Origin of the sequence: Enterobacter soli (genome assembly GCF_964208575.1) — a bacterium.
Lineage (GTDB): Bacteria > Pseudomonadota > Gammaproteobacteria > Enterobacterales > Enterobacteriaceae > Enterobacter > Enterobacter soli_A.
The window spans coordinates 1-23,035 of the sequence record NZ_CAXOFU010000016.1 but is presented as its reverse complement, the minus strand read 5'-3'; the positions used below and the strand labels follow the sequence as shown (position 1 = coordinate 23,035).

The following is a 23,035-nucleotide window of genomic DNA, read 5'->3' as shown; positions in this document are numbered from 1 at the left end:
TCCTTATATCCGAAACAGGTTGTACTCGTTGCACAGCACCAGCACCGCCGGTTCGTCTTCTTCGATGTTGTTATAGCGGGCAACGGGCTGCAAAAAGTGGTTGTCGTGCTCGTCGTCATTCACCGATGACACTTCCCCCACCAGCACGTCGCCAAAGCCGCGCTCGCCCCAGAAGCTGTGGTACAGGCCGGGCGTCAGGCAGATGCTCTCCCCGGGTGACAGGCGCAGCTGGCTGCCGGGGGCGTGGGTTTGTCGGCAGCCGTCAACGGTGACGGTCACATCGGTGTTTTCGGTCTCTTCGTGCGCCCCCGCGTTCCACAGCTCAATAATCAGGTTCCCGCCGCCGCGGTTGATAATGTCTTCGCGCTTGCGCCAGTGGAAATGCATCGGCGTGACCTGCCCGTCGCGCACGTGCATGATTTTCTCGGCGTAGCACTTCTCATAGGGCACGCCGTTGGGGGAGCCGTTGCGCAGGGTAAACAGGGTTAGCCCCTGTTCGGCGAAATGATTGCCGCCAAACGCCGTCACGTCCCAGCCGAGCTTGAGGTCAAACACCTCCTGCCACGCCGCCCGGTCTAGCTGCTGCCATGTTGTCGGCGGGAAGCTGGCAAACGGCGGCAGGTGAACGTCGTGCATGGAGAAGAACTGCCGGGTATGGCCGAGGATTTCGTTGATGTCGGAGCGTTTCATGGGGACTCCTTCGATTATTTTGCCACCCCCCCCTCACCCCGGCCCTCTCCCTCAAGGGAGAGGGGGAATAAGTTCCCTCTCCCCGTGGGAGAGGGTTAGGGTGAGGGCATCAGGCCGCACAACCGTTACTTAACCGTCCACCCCTTATAGGTCCCGACGTTCTTTTTATCGATCATCGTCACCGGGATCAGCACGGGCGCTTTCGGGGCCGGCTTGCCCTGCAAAATGTCATAGCCGATTTCCACCGCTTTTGCCGCCATCACCTGCGGATCCTGCGCCGGGGTCGCCACAAACAGGGAGTTTTCACGCTTCAGGGCCTCCTCGCCGTCCGGCGAGCCGTCCACGCCGACGATAAAGAACTCGTTGCGCTGTGCCTGTTTCGCCGCCAGATCGGCGCCGATCGCCGTCGGATCGTTAATCGCGAACACGCCGTCGATCTTCGGATTGGCCGCCAGCAGCGAGGTCATCACCTCCAGCCCGCCTTCGCGGCTGCCTTTGGCGTTCTGGTTGTCAGAGAGCACCTTGATATCCGGGTGGCGCTTGAACTCGGTCTGACAGCCCTCGACGCGGTTTTGCACCGCAGAGACCGGCGGCCCGTTGATGATCACCACGTTGCCTTTGCCTTTCAGGCGGTCGGTTATGTACTTACAGGCCATCTCTCCCGCCTGGGTGTTATCGGAGGTGATGGTCGCATCGGCGCCTTCTGCCGCCACGTCAACCGCCACCACCACGATCCCCGCCTCTTTCGCGCGTTTTACCGCCGGGCCGATCCCTTTGGAGTCCGCGGCGTTGAGGATGATCATGTCCACCTTCGCAGCGATAAAGTTGTCAATCTGCGCCACCTGCTGGCCCAGATCGTAACCGCTGGAGACCAGCGTCACCTTGACGCTATCGCCCGCCAGCTTGCGCGCCTCCAGCTCGGCACCTTTGGTTATCTGCACGAAGAACGGGTTCGCCAGGTCACCCACCGTCACGCCGATGGATTTCAGATCTTTCGCCTGCGCAAACGGCGTTGCGGCAAGCAGCGCGCCAGCACAGAGCGCGGTCACTAAGGGTTTAAAACGCATCTTGTCTTCCTCACTCGTAGGGTATTGTTGTTATGCACTTTGATGGTGTCGGGTACGGTATTTGTCGATCAGCACCGCAATGATGATCACCGCCCCTTTGATCACCAGCTGCCAGAAGTAGGACACGCCCATCAGGGTCATGCCGTTGTTGAGGGTGGCGATGATCAGCGCGCCGACCAGCGTGCCGGTGATCGTGCCGATCCCGCCGACAAAGCTGGTGCCGCCGAGGATCACCGCCGCAATGGCATCCAGCTCGTAGCCCATGCCGAGGTTGCCGTTGGCGCTGTAAAGCCGCGAGGCGCTCATCACCCCGCCCAGCCCGGAGAGCAGCCCGCTCATGCCGTAGACGAACAGCAGCACCAGCCACACTTTGATGCCCGTTAAGCGCGCCGCCTGCATGTTGCCGCCCACCGCGTAGATGTGAACCCCTAGCGTGGTGCGGCGCAGGATGAACCAGCACACCGCAATCACCGCCAGGGCGATCACCACCAGCCACGGCACCGGGCCGAGGTAGTTGTTGCCGATCCACTCGAAGCTGATGTTGGAGTTAATCACCGTGGTGCCGTCTGCCAGCAGGTAGGCCGCGCCGCGCAGGGCGGTGTAGGTGCCGAGCGTAACGATAAACGGCGGCAGCCCGGCAAAGGCCACCAGCGCGCCGTTGAACAGCCCGAGCACCAGGCCGAGCATCAGCGCCGCCGGGATCGACAGCATGGCGAACTCCGGAATGAGCGACACCACCATCGCCGCCACCGCCGTGGTGCCCAGAATCGAGCCCACCGAGAGGTCGATGCCCCCGGTTAAAATGATGAAGGTCATCCCCGCCGCCAGCACGATGTTGATCGACGCCTGGCGGGTAATGTTGAGCAGATTGCTTTCGGTGAAGAAGTTCGGCGCGATAAAGCCAAATACCGCCACAATCAGGATTAAAATCGGCAAAATACCGACCGTTTGCATCAGATCGCTCATCAGCATTTTTTTCGCGGAGGCGGATTTCGCCACCTGCTGCGGATGGGTTGGAGTTGTCATGGTTACACCGCCTGATGATGTGAGTCGTTCACGCCGGTTGCCAGCGTCATAATGTTTTCCTGGGTGATATCGCACCCGAGCAGTTCCCCCGCGATGCTGCCTTCGCGCATCACGTACACCCGGTCGCTCATCCCCACCACTTCCGGCAGCTCGCTGGAGATCATCAGAATCGCCACCCCCTTGCGCGCCATCTGGTTCATGATGCGGTAGATCTCGCTTTTCGCGCCCACGTCCACGCCGCGCGTCGGTTCGTCCAGGATCAGAATGCGCGGGCCAATCGCCACCCAGCGGGAGATCAGCAGCTTCTGCTGATTGCCGCCGGAGAGCCCGCCCGCGCGCACCTGGGAGTGGGGCACGCGGATATTGAGCAGGGCGATGGCGTCGTCGGAAATCGACTGCGCCTTTTTGCGGTTCAACATGCCGAAGGTGGCGTCGCGCTCAAGCGTCGCCATGGTGATGTTCTCCTGCGCCGCCAGCTCTAAAAACAGCCCCTGCTCCTTGCGGTTCTCGGTGAGAAACCCGATGCCGTTATCGATGGCGGCGCGCGGGGAGTGGATCACCACCGGCTCGCCGTCCACTTCGATCATCCCGCCCGTGGCCTTGCGCACGCCGAAGATCAGCTGCGCCAGCTCGGAGCGCCCGGCGCCCACCAGACCCGCCAGCCCGACGATTTCGCCGGAGCGCACCTGCAGGCTGCAGGGCAGCACTTTTTTGCCGTCGGTGAGGTGATGGACGTTGAGGCGCGGGCTGCCGAGGGGGATGTCGCGCTCTTTGTTGAACAGGTCGCTGAGCGGGCGGCCCACCATCATCCTGACCAGTTCGGAGGCGTTCAGCCTGTCGCGGGTCAGGCTGCCGACGTACTGCCCGTCGCGCAGGACGCTGACGCGGTCGGAGAGTTCATACACTTCCGCCATGCGGTGGCTGATGTAGATAATCGCCATCCCCTCGTCGCGCAGGCGCAAAATCAGCTCGAACAGGCGGTGGGTTTCCCGGGAGGAGAGGGCGGCGGTGGGTTCGTCCATCACCAGAATGCGGCTGTTGCGGTGCAGCGCGCGGGCAATCTCAACCTGCTGCTGCTCGGCGATGGTCAGCTTCATCACCCGATCGGTGGCGGTGAAGTGGGCGCCAAGCCGGTCGATCACCGCCTGGGCCTGGGCCGCCATCTCTTTACGCTGCACCAGCCCGCTGCGCGACAGCTCGCTGCCGAGAAAGATGTTCTCTGCGACGGTCAGGTTCGGGGCAAGCTGCATCTCCTGATAAATCAGGGTAATGCCCGCCGCCAGCGCGTCTTTCGGCCCTCTGATGTGAAACGGCTGGCCGTCAATCAGGATCTCGCCGCTGGTGGCGGTATAGGCCCCCGCGAGGATCTTCATCAGTGTGCTTTTCCCCGCGCCGTTTTCCCCCATCAGCGCGTGGATCTCACCGGGGAAGACCGTCAAATTCACGCCCTTGAGCGCGTGGAAATTGCCAAAGGTTTTGGCAATGCTGCGCATCTCTAAAACCGGGGTGCTGCTCATGGCGGATCTCCTGTGAATGTCGATATCCGCACTTCATCACAGCTTCGTAAATGCAAAATGTCAGAAGCCGTTCATATTTGTCATAGTTATAAATAGCTAACCGTCGTCACATTTCCCCGCTTTTATTCCCTCTCCCCTTTGGGGAGAGGGTTAGGGTGAGGGGACATAAAAAACCGCACAGGAGCGACAGTCATGCCATCACGTCCGCCCTTCTTCGCCAGCGCCCGCGGTCGCCTGCTGATCTTCAATCTGCTGGTGGTGGCGGTGACGTTAATGGTCAGCGGCGTGGCGGTGCTCGGCTTTCGCCACGCCAGCCGGATCCAGGAGCAGGTGCAGCAGCAGACCCTGAACGACATGACCGGCAGCATGAACCTCGCGCGCGACACCGCGAACGTCGCCACGGCGGCGGTGCGGCTCTCCCAGGTGGTGGGGGCGCTGGAGTACAAAGGCGAGGCCGAGCGGCTCAAGCAAACCCAGACGGCGCTGCGCCAGTCCCTCGAACGGCTGGCCGATGCCCCGCTGGCGCAGCAGGAGCCCGCGCTGGTGGCGCGGATCATTCGTCGCAGCAATGAGCTACAGCAGAGCGTGACGGGAATGCTGGAGCGCGGTCAGCAACGCCATCTGGAGCGCAACGCGCTGCTCAGCGCGCTCTACCAGAGCCAGAGCTATCTTCGGCATTTGCAGGACATCAACCGCCGCTACGGCAGCAACGTGCCGGACGCGCGGCAGCTAACGGAAATGGACCGGCTGATCGCCGCCGCCATCGACACCCCGTCGCCGCGCGCCACGGTGCAGCAGCTCGATGCGGTGACGGCGGCCTTGCCCCGCAGCGCCACCCAGCCGGTGGTGGACGTCGTGCTGCCGGACTTTAGCGCCGAGCTGCGCAAGCTCGCCCCGCTGTCGAAGCGGCTGGAGGAGAGCGACCTGTCCATCAGCTGGTATATGTTCCACATCAAGGCGCTGGTGGCGATTCTGAACAGCGACATCAATCAGTACGTGGCGCAGGTGGCGCAGGCCTCCACCCTGCGCACCGCCCAGAGCCACCAGGAGCTGCGCTCGATAAGCGTGTTTATCAGCGTGTTCGCGCTGCTGGCGCTGATCATCACCGGCTGCGCCTGCTGGTATATCTACCGCAATCTCGGCTCCAACCTGACGGCCATCTCCCGGGCGATGTCGCGCCTCGCCCACGGCGAGCAGGATGTCTCCGTGCCCGCCCTGCAGCGGCGCGACGAGCTGGGCGAGCTGGCGCGCGCCTTTAACGTTTTTGCCCGCAATACCGCGTCGCTGGAGCACACCACCCGCCTGCTGAAACAAAAAACCTCGCAGATGGAGATCGACCGCATCGAGCGGCAGGGGCTGGAGGAGGCGCTGCTGCACAGCCAGAAGATGAAGGCCGTGGGGCAATTGACCGGCGGGCTGGCCCATGATTTTAACAACCTGCTGGCGGTGATTATCGGCAGCCTGGAGCTCACCGAGTCCGCCTCGAAGGACGCGCCCCGCATCACCCGGGCGCTGAAGGCCGCCGAACGCGGAGCCTTGCTGACCCAGCGGCTGCTGGCGTTTTCCCGCAAGCAGTCCCTGAACCCGCACGCCGTCGAGATGAAGCCGCTGCTGGAAAACCTCGGCGAGCTGATGTGCCACTCCCTGCCCGCCACCATTACGCTGGAGATCGAAGCCCAGTCCCCGGCGTGGCCCGCGTGGATCGACGTAAGCCAGCTGGAGAACGCCATTATCAACCTGGTGATGAACGCCCGTGACGCGATGGAGGGGCAGAGCGGGGTGATTAAAATCCGCACCTGGAACCAGCGCGTCACCCGCAGCGACGGGCGCAGGCAGGATATGGTCGCCCTGGAGGTGATTGATCGCGGCGGCGGGATGTCTCAGGAGGTGAAGTCCCGGGTCTTTGAGCCGTTCTTCACCACCAAGCAGACCGGGAGCGGCAGCGGGTTAGGGCTGTCGATGGTCTACGGCTTTGTGCGCCAGTCCGGCGGGCGCGTGGAGGTAGAAAGCGCGCCGGGGCAGGGAACCACCGTGCGCCTGCAGCTGCCGCGCTCGACCCAGGCCCCGGTTTCCAGGCCGGAAACCGACGCCCCCGACGATGCCGCCCAGAGCGAGCGGCTGGTGCTGGTGCTGGAGGACGAGGCCGACGTGCGGCAGACCCTGTGCGAGCAGCTGCACCAGCTTGGCTACCTGACCCTTGAGGCCGAAAGCGGCGAGCAGGCGCTGAACATGCTCGACGCCTCGCCGGATATCGGTATGCTGATCAGCGACTTAATGCTGCCGGGCAGCTTAAGCGGCGCGGAGGTGATTAACCACGTGCGCACCCGCTACCCGCAGCTTCCGGTGCTGCTGGTGAGCGGGCAGGATCTGCGTCCGGCGCACAACCCGCAGCTGCCGGACGTCCCGCTCCTGCGCAAGCCGTTCAGCCGTGTACAGCTGGCGCAGGCGCTACGGAAGGTGATGACATAAACTGCCGGCGGGCCAGCGCCGCCGCGCCCTGCGCCCCGTTAAAGGACGACGACGATGCGGCGATAAAGCGCACCGCGTCATAGGGCAGCGGACGGCGAAGATGCTGTTTAATCTGCGCGATCAGCGCGTCGCGCGGAAAATCGGGCATATCCATAACCCCGCCGCCGAGAATGACCGCATCCGGGTCGAAGAGGTTGACGCTGGTGGCGATGGCGCGCGCGGCATGGGCGAGCAGGTGCTGCACAAAGGGTTCGTCGCGGGCGGCGGTAAAGATGTCGCCCATCGCGTAATCCCGCGGCCGCTGCTCATACCACTGCTTGAGGGCGATGCCGGAGCAGACGGTTTCCAGACATCCGGCGTTGCCGCACCCGCAGCGAAGAGACATCTCCCCCTGCGGAATATGCCCCAGCTCCCCCGCCACGCCGTGCGCCCCGGTCCAGGGCGCGCCGTTCAGCCAGATGGCAAAGCCCATTCCCGTGCCCAGATAGGCCGCCAGCACCTGCTGCTGCTGAAGATGCTGCTGCACCACGTCAAACGAGAGCTGCAGGTTAACGTCGCGGGAAAACTCCACCGGGCAGCTCAGGGCGGCCTCCAGACGATCTGCCAGACCGCACAGCGCGCTGGCCTGAAGCGGCAGGTTGGGCGTCGAGATAATGGTGCGCTTGTCTTTGCCCACCAGCGCCGGAAAGCCCATCACCAGCCCGCGACAACGCACCTGAAAGCGCCGAAGCTGGTCGTTAATCAGCGCCGCCACGCCCTGCACCACGCCGGGCGCAATCACGTCTGCCGTGCGCTGTTTTTCGCAGTGCAGCACGGTGCCGTCTTCGCGTTGCAGGCAGAAGCGAATATGGGTCGCCCCCATATCCACTCCGGCGACCACGTCAGGCTGTTTTTGCATGGGGCATTACCTCGTCTCTGGCCGACAGGATCTGCCGCGCCATCTGCTGCCACGCCTCGTCGATATTCTCTGCGTTATTGAACAGGCCAGAGGTGCCGACGATAAATACGTCTGCCCCTGCGGCCATCAGCTTACGATAGGTGGCCTGATTGCAGGAGCCGTCGATCTCAATTTCATAGCTCAGCCCTTCGCGCTCGCGCCAGGCCTTCAGCTCAGCAATTTTATCCAGCATTTCCGGAATGAACGGCTGCCCGGCAAAGCCCGGATCAACGGTCATAACGGTAATTTTGTCGGCTTTGTGAATATAGTATTTCATCGCCTCAACCGGGGTTTCCGGGTTGAGGATCAGGCCGACCTTCATGCCGTGGCGGCGGATTTCTTCAATCAGCCGGAACGCCTGGCCGTTGATGGTTTCCGGGTGCAGGGTGATGAAATCGGCCCCCGCCTGCGCCAGCTGGCTGATGTAATCCTGCGGGCGGGTCACCATCAGGTGGCAGTCCAGCGGCTTGGTCGCCAGCTTTTTCACCTGGCCGACAAAAAACGGCGACAGCGTCAGGTTCGGGACAAAGTGGCCATCCATGATGTCGATATGGAAGTAGTCCGCGTGCTGGTCAATGAATTCGATCTGTTCTTTGAATTTCAGCAGATCCATACACATCAAAGAGGGAGAGATTTTCATGGTGAATTCCTTACTTACTGATCAGTCTATCGAGGGCGACAGCGGCGATAATCAACCCGCCCATCACCACCAGCTGGTAATAGGTCTGAACCTGGAGAATGTTAAGTCCGTTATTGATGGTGCCGATAATTAACCCGCCAATGACGACCGAGAAGATGCGGCCCTTGCCGCCGAAGAAGCTGGTGCCGCCGATAATGGCGCTGGCGATGGCGTAGGTTTCAAAGCCCATTCCGGCGAGCGGCTCCGCCGCCCCCAGACGCGCGGTAGAGACCACGCCCGCCAGTCCGGCACATACGCCGGAGATGATAAACACCACCAGAATGTGGAACTTCACGTCGATACCGGAGTAGAACGCCGAGTTCTTGTTGCCGCCGAGGGCGTAGATATTGCGCCCGAGCCGCATCCGGGTGGTGAGGAACCACAGGATCACCGCCACAATCAGCGAGAAGATCACCGGCACGGGGACGCCCAACACGCTCGCGGCAAAGAAGTTCACAAACTCGAACGAGAAGCCGTACACCGAGTTGGCGTCGGAGATCACCAGCGTAATCCCGCGGAAAATAGCGTTGGTGCCGAGAGTAATAATGAACGGGTGCAGCCCTGTCCAGTTCACCAGGCAGCCGTTGATGGCCCCGAGCGCGCCGCCCACCAGCACGCCGCCAATCAGCGCCGCGAGGAAGGGATCGACGCCCGCCAGCATCAGCTTGGCGGTCACCATGCCGGAGAGGGCAAGGATCGCGCCAACGGAGAGGTCAATGCCCGCCACCAGAATCGCAAAAAATTCGCCCATCCCGATTAACACCGTCACCGAGCTTTGCACAAAAATCTGGGTGATATTGTTGGTGGTCAGGAAATATTCAGACGACAGCGTGCCGAAGATGGCCACGATGATCGCGAGGATGAAAAAGGTGCCGTACTTGTCCCAGAACAGCGCGAAGTTAAACGGCTTCTTCTCGGCCATATCGCCTTTCACTCTTGTGGTAATGCCCATGCCATGATCTCCTCTTCGCTCATGTTGTCGCGATTGGTCAGGATTTGCGTGAGTCGCCCTTCGCAGAACACGGCAATGCGGTCGCAGACGGCGATAATTTCAGGAAGTTCGGATGACACCATCAGGATGACCTTGCCCTCGTCGGCAAGACCGCGCATCACCTTGTAGATTTCGGCTTTGGCGCCGACGTCGATGCCGCGGGTGGGCTCATCAAAAATGATGACCTCCGGGTTACAACACAGCCATTTGGAAATCAGCACCTTTTGCTGATTGCCGCCGGAAAGCTCGGTGATGTTTTGCTCGACGCTATGGCATTTCAGCGCCAGAAGCTGCCGCTGGGCTTCGGCGGTTTTGCGCTCCTCGCTTTCCCGGAACAGCCCCATCGCCCCTTTGTAGCCGCCGTTTTTCAGACTCTGGCTGACCGCCATGTTCTGGGCGATAGAGAAGTTCGGGAAAAAGCCGTTTTCCCGGCGGCTCTCGGTGATGTAGGCCATGCCCTTTTTCAGCGCATCCAGCGGCGAGCGCGGGGAGATGGTTTTGCCGTTAAGACGGATTTCACCGCTGCTGCGTTTATCCACGCCGAACAGGCAGTCCATCAGCTCGGTACGGCCAGAGCCCACCAGCCCGGCGAAGCCGAGGATTTCACCCCGGTTCACGCTGAATGAAATATCGCGGACCTTTTTCTTGTCCCGGCTGGTGACGTTTTTCACCTCAAACACCGTGTCGCGCTCGACGTTACCGGTGCTCTCTTTCATGGCGTTAAAGCGGTTTTGCAGCTCGCGGCCCACCATCAGGCGCACAATGTCGTCGTTTGAGACGTCACTCACCATGCCGCTGCACACGCTGCTGCCGTCTTTCATGACCGTGTAGCGGTCGCAGATGCGGCGAATCTCCGCAAGCTTATGAGAGATATAGACAATCGCTGTTCCCTCTTTGCGCAGCTGGTTCATGATCAGGAACAGGTAATCCACCTCTTTATTGGTGAGGGAGGAGGTGGGTTCATCCATGATGATCACTTTGGCGTCGAGCATCAGGGTTTTGGCTATTTCGAGCATCTGTTTGTGGCTGATAGATAAATTTGCCACTTTTTCATCTAAATCCACTTTCAGGCCGATGCGCAATAACATCATCGCTGCGCGAATACGCATCTCTTTCCAGTCGATAATATTGACGCCGAACGCTTTTTTCGTCAGGTGGCGGCCAATATAGAGATTCTCCAGCACGGTTAATTCATCAATTACGCTGAGTTCCTGATAAATAATGCCAATGCCGAGCTGGGCCGCCAGTTTATGATCGAGTTTGTCGTATTTTGTTTCTTTAATAGTAATGGTGCCTTTGGTCGGTTCATGTATTCCCGACAATACTTTCATTAAGGTTGATTTACCGGCACCATTTTCCCCTAATAAAGCGTGGATCTCGTGGGGATATATAGTTAAATCAACCGATTTTAATGCGTGAACCGGACCAAAGGATTTGCCGATCCCCGCCATTGATATATATGGCGTGACCATGTTAACTCCTTATTAATACTCCCTCTCCCCGTGGGAGAGGGCCGGGGTGAGGGCATCAGGCCGCACCGAGCCAAACCCGTGGGAGAGGGCTGGGGTGAGGGCACCAGGCCGCACCGAGTCGGTATTATTTCGTCACCAGAATCGAATCCACCAGCTTGAATTCCGGTGCTTTTTCCAGCGGGATCACCTTCCCGGTTTTCGCCGCATCCACCATCAGCTTCAGGCCCGTCGCGCCAATATCCGCCGGGTTCTGCGCTACCGTGGCGGTCATCTGCCCGGCTTCGACCATCTTGCGCGCCTCCGGAATACCGTCGGTGCCCACCACCAGCACTTTGCCGAGCTTGCCCGCATTGGCCACCGCCTGCGCTACGCCCATTGCCATCGTATCGTTGGCGCAGTAGAAGGCCTTCAGGTTCGGGTTACGTTGCAATACGTTCGTTGCCACATCCAGCGCCTTAATGCGATCCCAGTCGGCCGGCTGGCTGGCAACCAGCTTGATGTGGCTGGCCTTTTTGAAGGCTTCCGTCGCACCGTTACGGCGGGCTTCACCGGATGCGTTCCCGGCTTTGCCTTCGATAATCGCCACTTCACCGCCTTCGGCACCGAGCTTATCGATAATAAAATCCGCCCCTTTAGCGCCTACGGCGACGTTATCCGTGGTCACAAATCCTTCCACGTTGCCGCCCGCTTTTTTCAGGTTATCCATATCGATTTTTTCATCGAGGTTGACGAGGTAAATCCCCTTTTGCCAGGCGCGCGCGACGGGCATGACCAGGTTGACGGAGGAGAGCGGGGCAAACGCGATGCCCTTATATTTTTTATTACTCAAATCTTCGAAAAGCTGTAATTGCGACTGGAAATCCCCTTCGGACGGTGAGGCAAAAATATCTACGCTCACGCCGAGCGTTTTCGCTTCATCTTCAATCCCTTTCTTCATATCCACCCAGAATGGATTCGAGAGCGTTTTTAATACGACTGCATATTCCGCTGCAGCAAACGCACTGGTGGATAACATTAAGCCCATAGCGGCGCCGCTGAAATATTTCAGATATTTATTCATAGCAGTGTTCTCAATGTAGGGTACATTTTGTTGATCCCACGAATGTGGGATCAACCTTTTATTTTTACTTCAGTGCGCCAGGGGAGAAGAAATCCACAATAGCGCCGGTTTTTTGCATATTTAATGTGGCCTGTTCAATATTCTGCTGGGCCACGGAAACAAATAAAGCATCTAATAATGTTAATTGTAATATACGCGCGGAGGCGTTTCTCCCTAATAAGGGAGTCTCTGGTGCTGGCGAACAAATAATATAATCAGCCAGTTTGGCAATAGGCGAATGGTAGCTATGGGTAATACAGATAATTTTTGCACCGTTCTTTTTTGCCAGCTCAACGGCCGATTTAACATCGCTGGTGCGCCCGGAATGCGAGACCACCAGCACCACATCGCCCTCTTTCAGCAGCGATGCAGACATCATCATAATGTGCGCGTCCTGATAGGACTGGCAGCGCACGCCGATGCGCAAAAACTTGTGCTGGATATCGGCACAAATGGCGTTCGATCCCCCCACGCCGTACAGGTCGCGCTGATTCGCCTGGGCGAAAAAGCGTGCCGCACGGTGAATTTCATCGACGTTCACAATCGACTGGCCTTCCATAATGGTGCGCAGCGTAATGTTAAACACCTTGTTGACCACGTCCTGTGGCGCTTCATCGAAAGCAAGTTCGGCAGGCAGTACCTGTTCAGACTGGGAAAAATAGTCCACCAGCGCGGCGCGCAGATTGCGAAAGCCGCTGAATCCCAGCAGTTTCGCAACTTTGACAATCATCGCCTCTGAAACCGTCAGCGCCTCGGCCACGTCTTTGATCGCCGGGGTGCCGCGCAGATTGCCCGGCTGAAGCAGCCAGTCGACGATGCGGCTTTCGTTGTCGGTCATCCCCTCCTGCTTCATGCGCAGGTACGGCGCCAGGCCGATGCCGTTAGGCAGCTCTTTTTCAAATTCTGACTGGCTCATCGCTCTCTTTTGTCCATAAAAATGAAGACGACACTATATCACCACATTCATCCTGGGAAATATGCTGGCAACTTCACAATAATTATAAATTCATAAAGTTTTTGGTGTTGTGAAGTTTTGCGTTGGGGTTTATTTTAAATATCACTATAAATCAAGTGATTATCATATGTTACTCTTTGTGGGCTTTGCGTGAAGCGGGACGATTTTCCTAATGATGCGCTTGAAAAGGGAAAAGCACGGGTGTAGAACACGCACAGAACTCGATAGTTTTGTGGTTTTATTGCACAACAAACCGGTCTTAAATCACAACTCTCATCGAGTTCGTAAAGTTAACCCACTGAGAGGCATATATGAGAAGGATTGCGTTTGGCTGCGACCACGTTGGTTTTATCCTGAAAGAGGACATTCTGGCGCACCTGCGCGCCCGGGGAATTGAGGTGGTGGATAAAGGCACCTGGTCGCCAGAGCGAACCGATTACCCGCATTTCGCCAGCGCGGTGGCGCAGGCCGTTATCGCGGGAGAAGCGGAGAGCGGCATTTTGATCTGCGGCACGGGGGTGGGGATCTCCATCACCGCCAACAAATTTCCCGGCATTCGCGCGGTCGTCTGTAGCGAACCTTACTCGGCGCAGCTTTCCCGCCAGCACAATGACACCAACATACTGGCCTTTGGCTCGCGCGTGGTCGGTCTGGAGCTGGCAAAAATGATCGTTGATGCGTGGCTGGATGCGGCGTTTGAAGGGGGACGGCACCAGACGCGGGTGGAGGCGATAGGGGCGATTGAACACGCCAGAATTTGAGATTCCTCCGCTACTCCTCCCCCCGCCCGTTAATTACCGTAAAGCCAGCTCACCTGCGAGACTGGCTCTATGAAACGTTACTCTACCGCGCTGTTATTTTGCCTGCTGTCCTTAACCAGCCAGCTGGCGCATGCCGATATTATTGATGATGCCATTGGTAACATTCAGCAGGCGATCAACGACGCCTATAACCCCGGCAGCACTAGCCGAAATAACGATGATGACGATCGCTACAACGATAATCGCCGCACGGACAGCCGTCAGTACGACGAGCGGCGCAGACAGCTTGACGACAGGCGTCAGCGGTTGGACGAGCGTCAGCGCCAGCTTGATGAGGACCGGCGTCAGCTGGAAGATGACGAGCGCCGGTTAGAGGATGATTACGACCGAGGTTAAGTGCGGCCTGTTGCCCTCAGCCCTTCCAAAGGGAGAGGGCGAAAACTAATCCAGCACCAGCACCATCCCGTCGTAGCCTGCCTCAATCCCCTTCGGCAGCGGGTTATCCATCATCCACACGTCAAACTGGTGGCTGATGTGGGTCAGAATCACCTGCGGGCAGCCAATCACCGCGTTTAACGCAACTACCGTGTTCAAATCGCAGTGATTGCGCGGCGTTTCGTCGCGCGGGGGATGGCTACAGTCGATGACCATCACCTGCGGGTGATTGTTGAGCAAAAACGTTACGGTTTTGTCCGGCAGCCCGGCGGTATCAGACAGCCACGCCACGCGGCTGTGGGCGCTCTCCAGCAGATAACCGAAGGTCAGCTTTGAGTGGTTTAGCGGCAGCGGCGTCACCCGCAGTCCCTGAAGCTCAAACATCACAAACGGCTCGACCGTATGGCTGAAATCCAGAATGCCGGGATGTTTGAAAAGGTCGTCGCAGCCTGCCTCGTCCGGCGGGCCGTAGACCGGGATGGTCGCTCCCACGCCCCAGCGCAGCGGGAACAGGCCCTGGACGTGATCCATATGGTAGTGGGTGAGTAAAAACTGCCGGAAGCTGCCCGCCGCCCAGTCGTCGACCAGGCGCGGGCTGCCCGCGTCCAGCAGCGTCACCGCGTCGTTGAATTTCACTACCCCACCGCAGGGGCGGCGGCGATGCGTCTCCTGCAAACGCGCCCGGCGACAGGCGGCGCAGTCGCAGCCAAACACCGGCACCAGCTGGGCGCCCCCGGTTCCCGTCAGCGTGATAGTCAGACTCATAGCGCACCTCTACAGCGGTTTGGTGAATCGGAAATGGCTCTGCGTATACCCTTCACGAACGTAAAAACGGTGCGCGTCGACGCGCTTTACGCTGGTGGACAGCTCCGTCAGCTCTGCACCCGCCTGGCGGGCGATATCCTCTGCCCAGGCCAGCAGCCGGCTGCCAATTTTCAGCCCGCGCGCCTGGGGCATTACCACCAGCTCCTGGATCTCACCGATCCAGCGGGCGTGATGCAGATGAAACTGCATGTGCAGGCCAATCATACCGATTGCCTGGCCGTCCAGCTCCGCGAGCTGGTAGCGCATATTATGATCCTGCAAATTGGCAAGGTATCCGGCGTGAAACGCCTGAGGATCGAATTCTGCCTGCTTAAGCTCGCAGATCAGGGCGTAGACGGCCTGCGCGTCATCGGCGGTGGCGGGGCGAAGCTGGCAGTCAGGCATGCTGTTTCTCCTTCTGGCGGATAAGCGATAAAAAGTTATCGACTGACTGTAGCAAACTTCCGTCATTGTTGAGGACGTGGCACGCCGAAGGGGTATAGCGCGCGGCGCGCGCCAGCCGCTGCTCGATCTCAACGGCGTTTTCCCGTCCCCGGCTTTGCAGGCGGCTGCGCAGCACCTCGGGGGAGACCTGCAAACAGACCGGCAGCAGCGCCGATGCATACCGCGCCTGCGCCTGCGCCAGATGGGCGCGGGAGCCGTTAACCAGCACGTCAAAACCGGCGTGCAGCCACAGGTCTATCTCAATGCCCACGCCGTAGTAAAAGCCGTTCGCGTGCCAGCTGAGCGCCAGCAGGTTCTGCCCGGCGCGGGTGAAAAACTCCTGCTCGCTGAGGGCAATATGGTTCTCGCTGCCGGCGTTCGCCGGGCGGGTAATATAGCGATGCGCCACCAGCAGCTGCGCGTGTTCCCGCTGGCGCAGCGCCGACAGCAGGCTGTCTTTACCGGAGCCCGAAGGCCCCATTAACCAGATCACTCGTCCCATCAGAACACCCGTTTTCCCTGTCGCCACACGTGGTCAATATGAACATGCGCGCCTTTGCGATGCGCCAGCACCAGGTCCGCCCGCTTCCCTTCGGCAATCACCCCGCGATCCGCCAGGCGCAGCGCATCCGCCGGGTTCTTCGTCACCAGGCGAATCGCCGGCGCGAGGGTGAAATCGTTGCCCTCGTCGTCCGCTACGCGAAACGCCGCATCCAGCAGGCTGGCGGGGTAATAATCGGACGAGAGAATATCCAGCAGGCCCAGAGAGGCCAGTTTGCTCGCCGCCACGTTGCCGGAGTGGGAGCCGCCGCGCACGATGTTGGGCGCACCCATCAGCACGCTCATGCCGTGACGTCGCGAGGCTTCCGCCGCTTCAAACGTGGTGGGAAATTCGGCGATCGCGCTGCCAAGCTGGTGCGATTCCCGCACGTGGTCGTGCGTGGCGTCGTCGTGGCTGGCGAGGGCGATCCTGCGGTCCCGGCACATCGCCGCGATGGCGAGGCGGTTCGGCTGCGACCATCGCGCCGCCAGCGCCAGCTGCTCCTCTTCGTAGCGCGCCATCTCGTCGTGGGTGAGGGAATATTTGCCCTGATAGTATTCGCGATACTTCTCGATATTGGCGAACTGGCGCTGCCCCGGCGAGTGATCCATCAGCGACACCAGGGTGACCGGCTCGCGCCCGACCAGCTTTTCAAACAGCGGCAGGGTAGTGTGGTGGGGCAGCTCGCAGCGCAGGTGAAGGCGGTGCTCGGCGCGGTTCAGCCCGCGTTTTTGCGTGTCCTCCACGGCGTTGATCATCTTCTCCAGATTCTCTAAGCGGTCGCCGCCGTCGCGCACGTCTCCAATCGCCACCGCGTCCAGCACCGTGGTAATGCCGCTGGCGACCATCAGCGCGTCGTGGCTGCTCATCGCGGAATGGGCGGGCCAGTCGACCTTCGGGCGCGGGGTGAAGAATTTATCCAGGTTATCGGTGTGCAGCTCGATCAGCCCCGGCAGCAGCCAGCCGCCTTCGCCGTCCATCGCTTCTGGGGAGCGGCTCTGGGTTTCGGCATAGGCGCGGATCGTTCCATCCTGAATCTCAATCGAGCCGCCAACCACTTCGTTTTCCAGCACCAGCTTTACGTTATTGACGATCATGCGTGTGTCCCCATTGAATGCAGTCTGTCCGCCACGCGGCTGCGCACGGTTTCGTCGTGGAAGATCCCCACGATCGCCGCGCCGCGGGCTTTGGCCTGTTCGATCAGCTCAACCACCGCGGCGCTGTTTTTGCTGTCCAGCGAGGCGGTGGGCTCGTCGAGCAGTAAGATCGGGTAATCGACGATAAAGCCGCGGGCGATGTTCACGCGCTGCTGCTCGCCGCCGGAAAAGGTGGACGGCGCAAGGTGCCACAGGCGCTCCGGCACGTTCAGGCGCGTCAGCAGGCTGGCGGCTTTGGCGGCGCAGGTTTGACGCGGCACGCCGAGATCCAGCAGCGGCTGCATCACCACGTCCAGGGCGGATACCCGCGGGATCACCCGCAGAAACTGGCTGACCCAGCCGATGGTCGAGCGGCGAACGTCCAGCACTTTGCGCGCCGGCGCCTGCAACAGATCGACCCATTCGTCGCGGTGGCGGATGTGGATGTGGCCTTCGTCCGGCAGGTAGTTGGCGTAGAGGGACCGCAGCAGGGTGGATTTTCCGCTGCCGGAATGCCCGTGAAGCACCACGCATTCGCCGCTGTCGACCTCGAGAGAGGCGTTTTGCAGCACCGGCAGCCTTACGCCGTTTTGCTGGTGGAGCACAAAGGTTTTACTGACGTTTTGTACGCGGATCATGTTGGCCTCGTGGCGTTTTCTTGCCGGGTGGCGGCGTTGCCTTACCCGGCCTACAGGGTGCGTTGTTCGTTTTACCGGGTGGCGGCCCGACATAAAGATGCGGCGTTCGTAGGCCGGGTAAGCGCAGCGCCACCCGGCACCGGCCACCTCAGTTCTGCAATACGGACGACACCAGCAGTTGGGTGTAGGGATGATGCGGATCGTCGAGCACCCGGTCGGTCAGCCCACTTTCCACCACCTCGCCGCTCTTCATCACCAGCAGACGATCCGCCAGCAGGCGCGCGACGCCCAGATCGTGGGTGACAATCACCACCGCCAGGTTCAGCTCCACCACCAGGCCGCGCAGCAGGTCGAGCAGGCGCGCCTGCACCGACACGTCCAGCCCCCCGGTCGGCTCGTCCATAAACACCAGCTTCGGATGGGTCACCAGATTGCGGGCGATTTGCAGACGCTGCTGCATCCCGCCGGAGAAGGTGGTGGGCAGGTCGTCGATGCGTGAGGCGGGGATTTCCACCTCTTCCAGCCAGCGCTGCGCCGTGGCGCGGATGCTGCCGTAGTGGCGCGCTCCGGTGGCCATCAGCCGTTCGCCGATGTTCCCGCCCGCCGACACCTGGCGGCGCAGGCCGTCCATCGGATGCTGATGCACCACGCCCCACTCGGTGCGCAGCAGGCGGCGGCGCTCGGCCTCGCTCATGGCGTACAGCGACTGGTCTTCGTAGCGGATCTCGCCGTTTTGCGGCGCAAGGCGCGCCGAAATGGACTTCAGCAGGGTGGTTTTGCCGGAGCCGGACTCGCCGACAATCCCGAGCACTTCCCCCGGCCACAGCTCGAACGACACGTCGCTAAAGCCTTTGCCCGGCGCATAAAGGTGGGTCAGGTTATTAACCGAAAGCAGCGGTTTCATTGGCTTTTCGCCTCGCTCTGTTGGCGGCAGAAGTCGGTATCGGAGCAGACAAACATCCGTTTGCCCGAATCATCCAGCACCACTTCGTCCAGATAGCTGTGTCTGGAGCCGCAGATGGCGCACGGCTCGTCCCACTCCTGCACCGTAAACGGGTGATCGTCGAAATCCAGGCTTTCGACGCGCGTGTACGGCGGCACCGAGTAGATGCGCTTCTCGCGCCCGGCGCCGAACAGCTGAAGCGCGGGCATCATGTCCATTTTCGGGTTATCGAATTTCGGGATGGGGGAAGGATCCATCACGTAGCGCCCGTTGACTTTCACCGGGTAGGCGTAGGTGGTGGCGATATGGCCGAAGCGGGCGATATCTTCATACAGCTTCACCTGCATGATGCCGTACTCCTCCAGGGCGTGCAGGGTGCGGGTCTCGGTTTCGCGCGGCTCGATAAAGCGCAGCGGCTCCGGGATCGGCACCTGGAAAATCAAAATCTGATCTTCGGCGAGCGGCGTTTCAGGGATGCGGTGGCGGGTCTGGATCAGCGTCGCATCTTCGGTTTTTTCAGTGGTGTTGACGCCCGTCACGCGCTTAAAGAAGTTGCGGATAGAGACCGCGTTGGTGGTGTCGTCCGCGCCCTGGTCGATTACCTTCAGCACGTCGGACTCGCCGATAACGCTGGCGGTGATCTGGATCCCGCCGGTGCCCCAGCCGTAGGGCATCGGCATCTCGCGGCCGCCGAACGGCACCTGATAGCCCGGTATCGCCACCGCTTTCAGGATCGCGCGGCGGATCATGCGTTTGGTCTGCTCGTCCAGATAGGCAAAGTTGTAGCCGCTTAAGTTAGCCATTTTCGCGCTCCCGTTGCAGGCGTTTCAGCAGTTCCAGTTCGGCCTGGAAATCGACGTAGTGCGGCAGCTTGAGGTGCGAGACAAAGCCCGCGGCCTCCACGTTATCCGCGTGGGCCAGCACGAACTCTTCGTCCTGCGCCGGGCCGGCGATGTGCTCGCCGTAGTCCGGGGCCTGCAATGCGCGGTCGACCAGCGCCATCGCCATCGCCTTGCGCTCGCTCATGCCAAATGTCAGGCCGTATCCGCGGGTAAAGTGCGGAGCGTCATTTTCCGGGGCAACGAAGCCGTTGACCATTTCGCACTCGGTTACGAGGAGTTCCCCGACGTTGACCGCAAAACCCAGCTCTTCCGGCACAATTTCCACCTCGATATAGCCGCTGCGGATCTCCGCCGCAAAGGGATGGTTGCGCCCGTAGCCGCGCTGGGTGGAGTAGGCCAGCGCCAGCAGATAGCCCTCGTCGCCGCGGATCAGCTGCTGTAAACGGGAGGAGCGGGAGCAGGGGTAGACCGGCGGCGTGCGGGTGATGTCGTCCGGCGCGCGTCCGGCGTCCTCTTCGGCTTTCGCCAGCCCCTGATTCGCCAGCAGGCTAAAGACGTGGGGGGCGGCCTCCTGCGGGGCGTCGGACGTCGCAAGGGGCGGGGTTTCGCCGTTCGCCAGCAGGGTGAAATCCAGCAGGCGGTGGGTGTAATCGTAGGTCGGGCCAAGCAGCTGGCCGCCGGGGATATCCTTGTAGACCGCGGAAATGCGGCGCTCCAGGCGCATCTCTGCGGTATTGAGCGGCTCGCTCACCGCCAGCTTCGCGAGGGTGGTGCGGTAGGCGCGCAGCAGGAAGATGGCCTCGACGTTATCCCCGCTGGCCTGCCGGAGCGCCAGCGCCGCCAGCTCGCGGTCGGCCACGCCGCCCTCGGTCATCACCCGGTCGACGGCCAGGCTCAGCTGCTGTTCAATCTGGGCAACGCTCAGCTCGGGAAGCTGCGCATCGCCCCGTCGTCTGTGCTCCTGAAGGGCATGGGCGGCGGCAATCGCCTTTTCGCCCCCTTTTACGGCTACGTACATCAGCACACCTCCACGTGGGTGGTTCGCGGGATGGCAAGCAGGCGCTCGCCGCAGGTGAGGATCAGATCGATGCCGAGCGGGAACGGGTGCGGGCGCTCGGTCAACTCGTGAATGATGCACTCCGGCAGCCGGGGCGCGACCATGCGCTCGTCGGCAATACCCGCCCCCGTGAGGCGCAGCATGCGGCCCCCGCTCAGGCTGGAAACCTGCACAATCAGCGTGGCGCTGGTCTCCGGGGCGACGGCGGTGCCTTCGCTCAGGGCGTTAAGCTGCTCCAGGCTGATGTTTTCGTCCGCCACTGCAAACACTGCCTGCTGCGGCTGCTCGACCAGCGGGGCGCTGGTGTGAAAGCGCAGGTTCTGACGGGCAATGTCGTTTGCCAGCGCGGCGGAGAGCCACACCGGGGTGTCGGTGTCGGCAAGGGTCAGCAGCACGCTGGTGGTCGCCAGGTTGAGCGGCAGCCAGCCCTGCGGAAGCTGGTGCAGCGAGACAATCACGCCCGGCTCGCTCATCGCCTTCAGCAGGCGACGAAAACTGTGCTGGGCATCCTGGACGGCCAGGGGAAAAGCGGGTTGAAGCGTCATGCGTTATCTCCGCGAACGAGCGTAAAGAAGTCGACCCGGCTGGTGTTTACCTCAGCCTGACGCGCGGCAATGCGTGCGGCGCGGTCGGCTTCCAGCGGGGCAATCAGGGTTTCCATTAGTGACTGGAAGTGAGGCTGTTCCTGCAACAGGGCGTCGATTGCCGCGCAGCGTTCGGCGTGGGCTTTATCGCGCCCCAGTACGTAGCCGTAGCCGAGCGTGCCGCTGGCTAAGCGGACAACCGCGCGGGTGAGGGTGGCATCGCCCGCGAAGAAGCGTTCGCCCGTGCCGCCCATGCGCGCCTGAAGCTGAACCAGACCAATCTCCGGGGCGCGGATGGCCTCGTACTCTGGCGCCAGGCTGAGCGCCGCCATGCGTCCGCGCAGGGCGTCGGGCTGGCTGTGGGCAAGCACGCGCATCCAGCGCTGGCGGGTGGAGGTATCGAAGTGCATTCAGTGCTCCATGGTGAATTCAATCATGTCGGCGCGGGTCAGGCTGACGGAGTACTCCGTTGCGTTGATCTCGCCGTCACGGTGGTTAAGGGTGCGCACGCAGAGCAGCGGCGCCATGTTGGGGATTTCCAGCACCTTGCTCTCTTTGGCCTGCGCGCGGCGGGCGCTGATGCGCGTCTGGGTACGCTTAAGCGCGATCCCGGTGGCGGCGAACAAAAAGTCGTGCAGCGAGCCGCTGGCGAAGTTTTGCAGCACCGGCCAGAGGTTCAGGTCGGCGAAGTAGTGGTCTATCTGGCATACCGCCACGCCGTTGACCCGGCGCAGGGTGCGCAGGTGCACCACGTTATCGCCCTCCTGCACGCCCAGCGCGTCCGCCACGTGGCCGGAGGCCGGGCGCAGCACCGACAGCAGCTTTTCGCTGGTCGGGTGGCTGCCCTGGTCGAGCAGGTTCTGGCTAAAGCGCGCCTGGGCGTTGAGCGGGTAGTCGAACGGGCGCATCAGCACCAGCACGCCCACGCCCTGACGGCGCTGCACCCAGCCGCGCTCGACCAGCTGATCGATGGCGCGGCGCAGGGTGTGGCGGTTCACTTCATAGCGGTCGGCAAGTTGCTGCTCGGCGGGCAGGTAATCGCCGCAGCGGTAGTGCGTGCGCAGCTCCACTTCGAGCTTTGCCGCAATCTCCTGCCAGCGGGTCGGGTAACTGGTCGGATGTCTGGATAAGTGCATATCAATCAAAGCCTCGCTTCTCAGATGAAGTGCTTACGCAAGCGTTGAGAGAGGAAATCCAGCAGGCTCACGGTGATGATAATCAGCACCATCAATGCGCAGGTTTGCTGGAACTGGAAGCCGCGAATCGCTTCCCACAGGGTGACGCCGATGCCGCCCGCGCCGACCATGCCGACCACCGTCGCGGAGCGGACGTTGGACTCAAAGCGGTACAGGGAGTAGGAGATTAAAAGCGGCATCACCTGGGGTAGCACGCCGTAGAGGATCTCTTCGATTTTGTTGGCCCCGGTTGCGCGAATGCCTTCCACCGGGCCGGGCTCGATGGCTTCTACCGCCTCGGAGAGCAGCTTGGAGAGTACGCCGGTGGTGTGGATGAACAGCGCCATCACCCCCGCGAACGGCCCGAGACCGACCGCCACCACGAACAGCATGGCGAAGACCATTTCGTTGATGGCGCGGCAGGCGTCCATCAGGCGGCGCATCGGCTGATAGACCCACCACGGCACGATGTTTTCGGCGCTCATCAGGCCAAAGGGAATGGAGAGAATGACGGCCAGCGCGGTGCCCCAGACGGCGATTTGCAGGGTGATCGCCATTTCGCCGAGGTAGTCCTGCCACTGGCTGAAGTCCGGCGGGAAGAAGTCGGCGGCGAAGGTCGCCATGTTGCCGGAGTCTTTGAAGAGCAGCAGCGGATCCATTTCCGCGCCCTTCCAGGAGATAACAAGCACCGCCAGCAGGATGGCCCAGCTTATGAGCGAGAACCAGCTGCGTTTCGGCGGTGGGATGGTGATGGTTTGCATGTTTGCTCCTTT

The 23,035-nt window shown here is 61.0% G+C and carries 25 protein-coding genes; 3 read left to right on the top strand and 22 right to left on the bottom strand.

The window, feature by feature from the left end; translation table 11 throughout:
• Positions 1–3: 3 nt before the first annotated feature.
• From AB6V08_RS16185 to AB6V08_RS16170, 4 genes are all read right to left on the bottom strand, one after another.
• Complete coding sequence (locus tag AB6V08_RS16185) at positions 4–690, bottom strand: D-lyxose/D-mannose isomerase (RefSeq protein ID WP_368543847.1); 687 nt, start codon at positions 688–690, stop codon at positions 4–6.
• 125 nt (positions 691–815) lie between these two features.
• Positions 816–1,757 carry an ABC transporter substrate-binding protein gene (locus tag AB6V08_RS16180; protein ID WP_368543846.1) on the bottom strand — a complete coding sequence of 314 codons (942 nt, stop codon included), beginning with the start codon at positions 1,755–1,757 and terminating at the stop codon, positions 816–818.
• A 30-nt stretch (positions 1,758–1,787) separates the two neighbouring features.
• Positions 1,788–2,783 carry an ABC transporter permease subunit gene (locus AB6V08_RS16175; RefSeq protein WP_368543845.1) on the bottom strand — a complete coding sequence of 332 codons (996 nt, stop codon included), beginning with the start codon at positions 2,781–2,783 and terminating at the stop codon, positions 1,788–1,790.
• Between the two features lie 2 nt (positions 2,784–2,785).
• Positions 2,786–4,300 (bottom strand): sugar ABC transporter ATP-binding protein, encoded by a 1,515-nt coding sequence (locus AB6V08_RS16170; protein ID WP_368543844.1) that lies wholly within the window; start codon positions 4,298–4,300, stop codon positions 2,786–2,788.
• Between the two features lie 192 nt (positions 4,301–4,492).
• On the opposite strand from AB6V08_RS16170, the gene AB6V08_RS16165 reads away from it, so the two are divergent.
• Complete coding sequence (locus AB6V08_RS16165) at positions 4,493–6,769, top strand: ATP-binding protein (protein WP_368543843.1); 2,277 nt, start codon at positions 4,493–4,495, stop codon at positions 6,767–6,769.
• Here the strand turns inward: AB6V08_RS16165 and alsK are convergent.
• The 6 genes from alsK to AB6V08_RS16135 form a co-directional block, all read right to left on the bottom strand.
• Positions 6,723–7,667, bottom strand: coding sequence for an allose kinase (alsK, locus tag AB6V08_RS16160; protein ID WP_368543842.1), 945 nt, complete (start codon positions 7,665–7,667; stop codon positions 6,723–6,725). The genes AB6V08_RS16165 and alsK overlap by 47 nt on opposite strands.
• A complete protein-coding gene (alsE, locus tag AB6V08_RS16155; protein WP_368543841.1) occupies positions 7,651–8,346 on the bottom strand; it encodes a D-allulose 6-phosphate 3-epimerase in 696 nt (231 codons plus the stop codon). The genes alsK and alsE overlap by 17 nt, the downstream gene beginning before the upstream one ends.
• Before the next feature lie 10 nt (positions 8,347–8,356).
• Complete coding sequence (alsC, locus tag AB6V08_RS16150; protein WP_368543840.1) at positions 8,357–9,337, bottom strand: D-allose ABC transporter permease; 981 nt, start codon at positions 9,335–9,337, stop codon at positions 8,357–8,359.
• Positions 9,316–10,848 carry a D-allose ABC transporter ATP-binding protein AlsA gene (gene alsA / locus AB6V08_RS16145; RefSeq protein ID WP_368543839.1) on the bottom strand — a complete coding sequence of 511 codons (1,533 nt, stop codon included), beginning with the start codon at positions 10,846–10,848 and terminating at the stop codon, positions 9,316–9,318. The genes alsC and alsA overlap by 22 nt, the downstream gene beginning before the upstream one ends.
• 124 nt (positions 10,849–10,972) lie before the next feature.
• A complete protein-coding gene (gene alsB, locus AB6V08_RS16140; RefSeq protein WP_368543838.1) occupies positions 10,973–11,908 on the bottom strand; it encodes a D-allose transporter substrate-binding protein in 936 nt (311 codons plus the stop codon).
• Positions 11,909–11,972: 64 nt separating this feature from the next.
• Complete coding sequence (locus AB6V08_RS16135; protein WP_256068064.1) at positions 11,973–12,863, bottom strand: MurR/RpiR family transcriptional regulator; 891 nt, start codon at positions 12,861–12,863, stop codon at positions 11,973–11,975.
• Positions 12,864–13,213: 350 nt separating this feature from the next.
• Here AB6V08_RS16135 and rpiB point away from each other — a divergent pair, with 350 nt between their 5' ends.
• Positions 13,214–13,663, top strand: a complete 450-nt coding sequence (gene rpiB / locus AB6V08_RS16130; RefSeq protein ID WP_368543837.1) for a bifunctional allose-6-phosphate isomerase/ribose-5-phosphate isomerase RpiB — start codon at positions 13,214–13,216, stop codon at positions 13,661–13,663.
• A gap of 69 nt (positions 13,664–13,732) precedes the next feature.
• Positions 13,733–14,059, top strand: a complete 327-nt coding sequence (gene yjdP, locus AB6V08_RS16125) for a DDRRRQL repeat protein YjdP (RefSeq protein WP_368543836.1) — start codon at positions 13,733–13,735, stop codon at positions 14,057–14,059.
• Between the two features lie 45 nt (positions 14,060–14,104).
• Here the strand turns inward: yjdP and phnP are convergent, their stop codons facing one another.
• From phnP to phnE, 12 genes are all read right to left on the bottom strand, one after another.
• Positions 14,105–14,863, bottom strand: coding sequence for a phosphonate metabolism protein PhnP (gene phnP, locus AB6V08_RS16120; RefSeq protein WP_368543835.1), 759 nt, complete (start codon positions 14,861–14,863; stop codon positions 14,105–14,107).
• A gap of 9 nt (positions 14,864–14,872) precedes the next feature.
• A complete protein-coding gene (phnO, locus tag AB6V08_RS16115; RefSeq protein WP_368543833.1) occupies positions 14,873–15,307 on the bottom strand; it encodes an aminoalkylphosphonate N-acetyltransferase in 435 nt (144 codons plus the stop codon).
• Positions 15,300–15,851: a ribose 1,5-bisphosphokinase gene (gene phnN / locus AB6V08_RS16110; protein ID WP_368543939.1), complete on the bottom strand. Its 552-nt coding sequence runs from the start codon at positions 15,849–15,851 to the stop codon at positions 15,300–15,302. Before phnN ends, phnO begins: the two co-directional genes overlap by 8 nt.
• A complete protein-coding gene (gene phnM, locus AB6V08_RS16105) occupies positions 15,848–16,984 on the bottom strand; it encodes an alpha-D-ribose 1-methylphosphonate 5-triphosphate diphosphatase (RefSeq protein ID WP_368543832.1) in 1,137 nt (378 codons plus the stop codon). Before phnM ends, phnN begins: the two co-directional genes overlap by 4 nt.
• Positions 16,981–17,661 (bottom strand): phosphonate C-P lyase system protein PhnL, encoded by a 681-nt coding sequence (gene phnL, locus AB6V08_RS16100; protein WP_368543831.1) that lies wholly within the window; start codon positions 17,659–17,661, stop codon positions 16,981–16,983. The genes phnM and phnL overlap by 4 nt, the downstream gene beginning before the upstream one ends.
• A 148-nt stretch (positions 17,662–17,809) precedes the next feature.
• Positions 17,810–18,565 (bottom strand): phosphonate C-P lyase system protein PhnK, encoded by a 756-nt coding sequence (phnK, locus tag AB6V08_RS16095; RefSeq protein WP_368543830.1) that lies wholly within the window; start codon positions 18,563–18,565, stop codon positions 17,810–17,812.
• Positions 18,562–19,407 carry an alpha-D-ribose 1-methylphosphonate 5-phosphate C-P-lyase PhnJ gene (phnJ, locus tag AB6V08_RS16090; RefSeq protein ID WP_368543829.1) on the bottom strand — a complete coding sequence of 282 codons (846 nt, stop codon included), beginning with the start codon at positions 19,405–19,407 and terminating at the stop codon, positions 18,562–18,564. Before phnJ ends, phnK begins: the two co-directional genes overlap by 4 nt.
• Entirely contained in the window at positions 19,400–20,464 is a 1,065-nt protein-coding gene (locus AB6V08_RS16085) for a carbon-phosphorus lyase complex subunit PhnI (protein WP_368543828.1), read from the bottom strand. The genes phnJ and AB6V08_RS16085 overlap by 8 nt, the downstream gene beginning before the upstream one ends.
• Positions 20,464–21,048, bottom strand: coding sequence for a phosphonate C-P lyase system protein PhnH (gene phnH, locus AB6V08_RS16080; RefSeq protein ID WP_368543827.1), 585 nt, complete (start codon positions 21,046–21,048; stop codon positions 20,464–20,466). Before phnH ends, AB6V08_RS16085 begins: the two co-directional genes overlap by 1 nt.
• On the bottom strand, positions 21,045–21,497 hold the full coding sequence (gene phnG / locus AB6V08_RS16075; protein WP_368543826.1) for a phosphonate C-P lyase system protein PhnG: 453 nt from the start codon (positions 21,495–21,497) through the stop codon (positions 21,045–21,047). Before phnG ends, phnH begins: the two co-directional genes overlap by 4 nt.
• Complete coding sequence (phnF, locus tag AB6V08_RS16070; protein ID WP_368543825.1) at positions 21,498–22,223, bottom strand: phosphonate metabolism transcriptional regulator PhnF; 726 nt, start codon at positions 22,221–22,223, stop codon at positions 21,498–21,500.
• A 20-nt stretch (positions 22,224–22,243) separates the two neighbouring features.
• Positions 22,244–23,023, bottom strand: a complete 780-nt coding sequence (phnE, locus tag AB6V08_RS16065) for a phosphonate ABC transporter, permease protein PhnE (protein WP_368543938.1) — start codon at positions 23,021–23,023, stop codon at positions 22,244–22,246.
• Between the last annotated feature and the right edge of the window lie 12 nt (positions 23,024–23,035).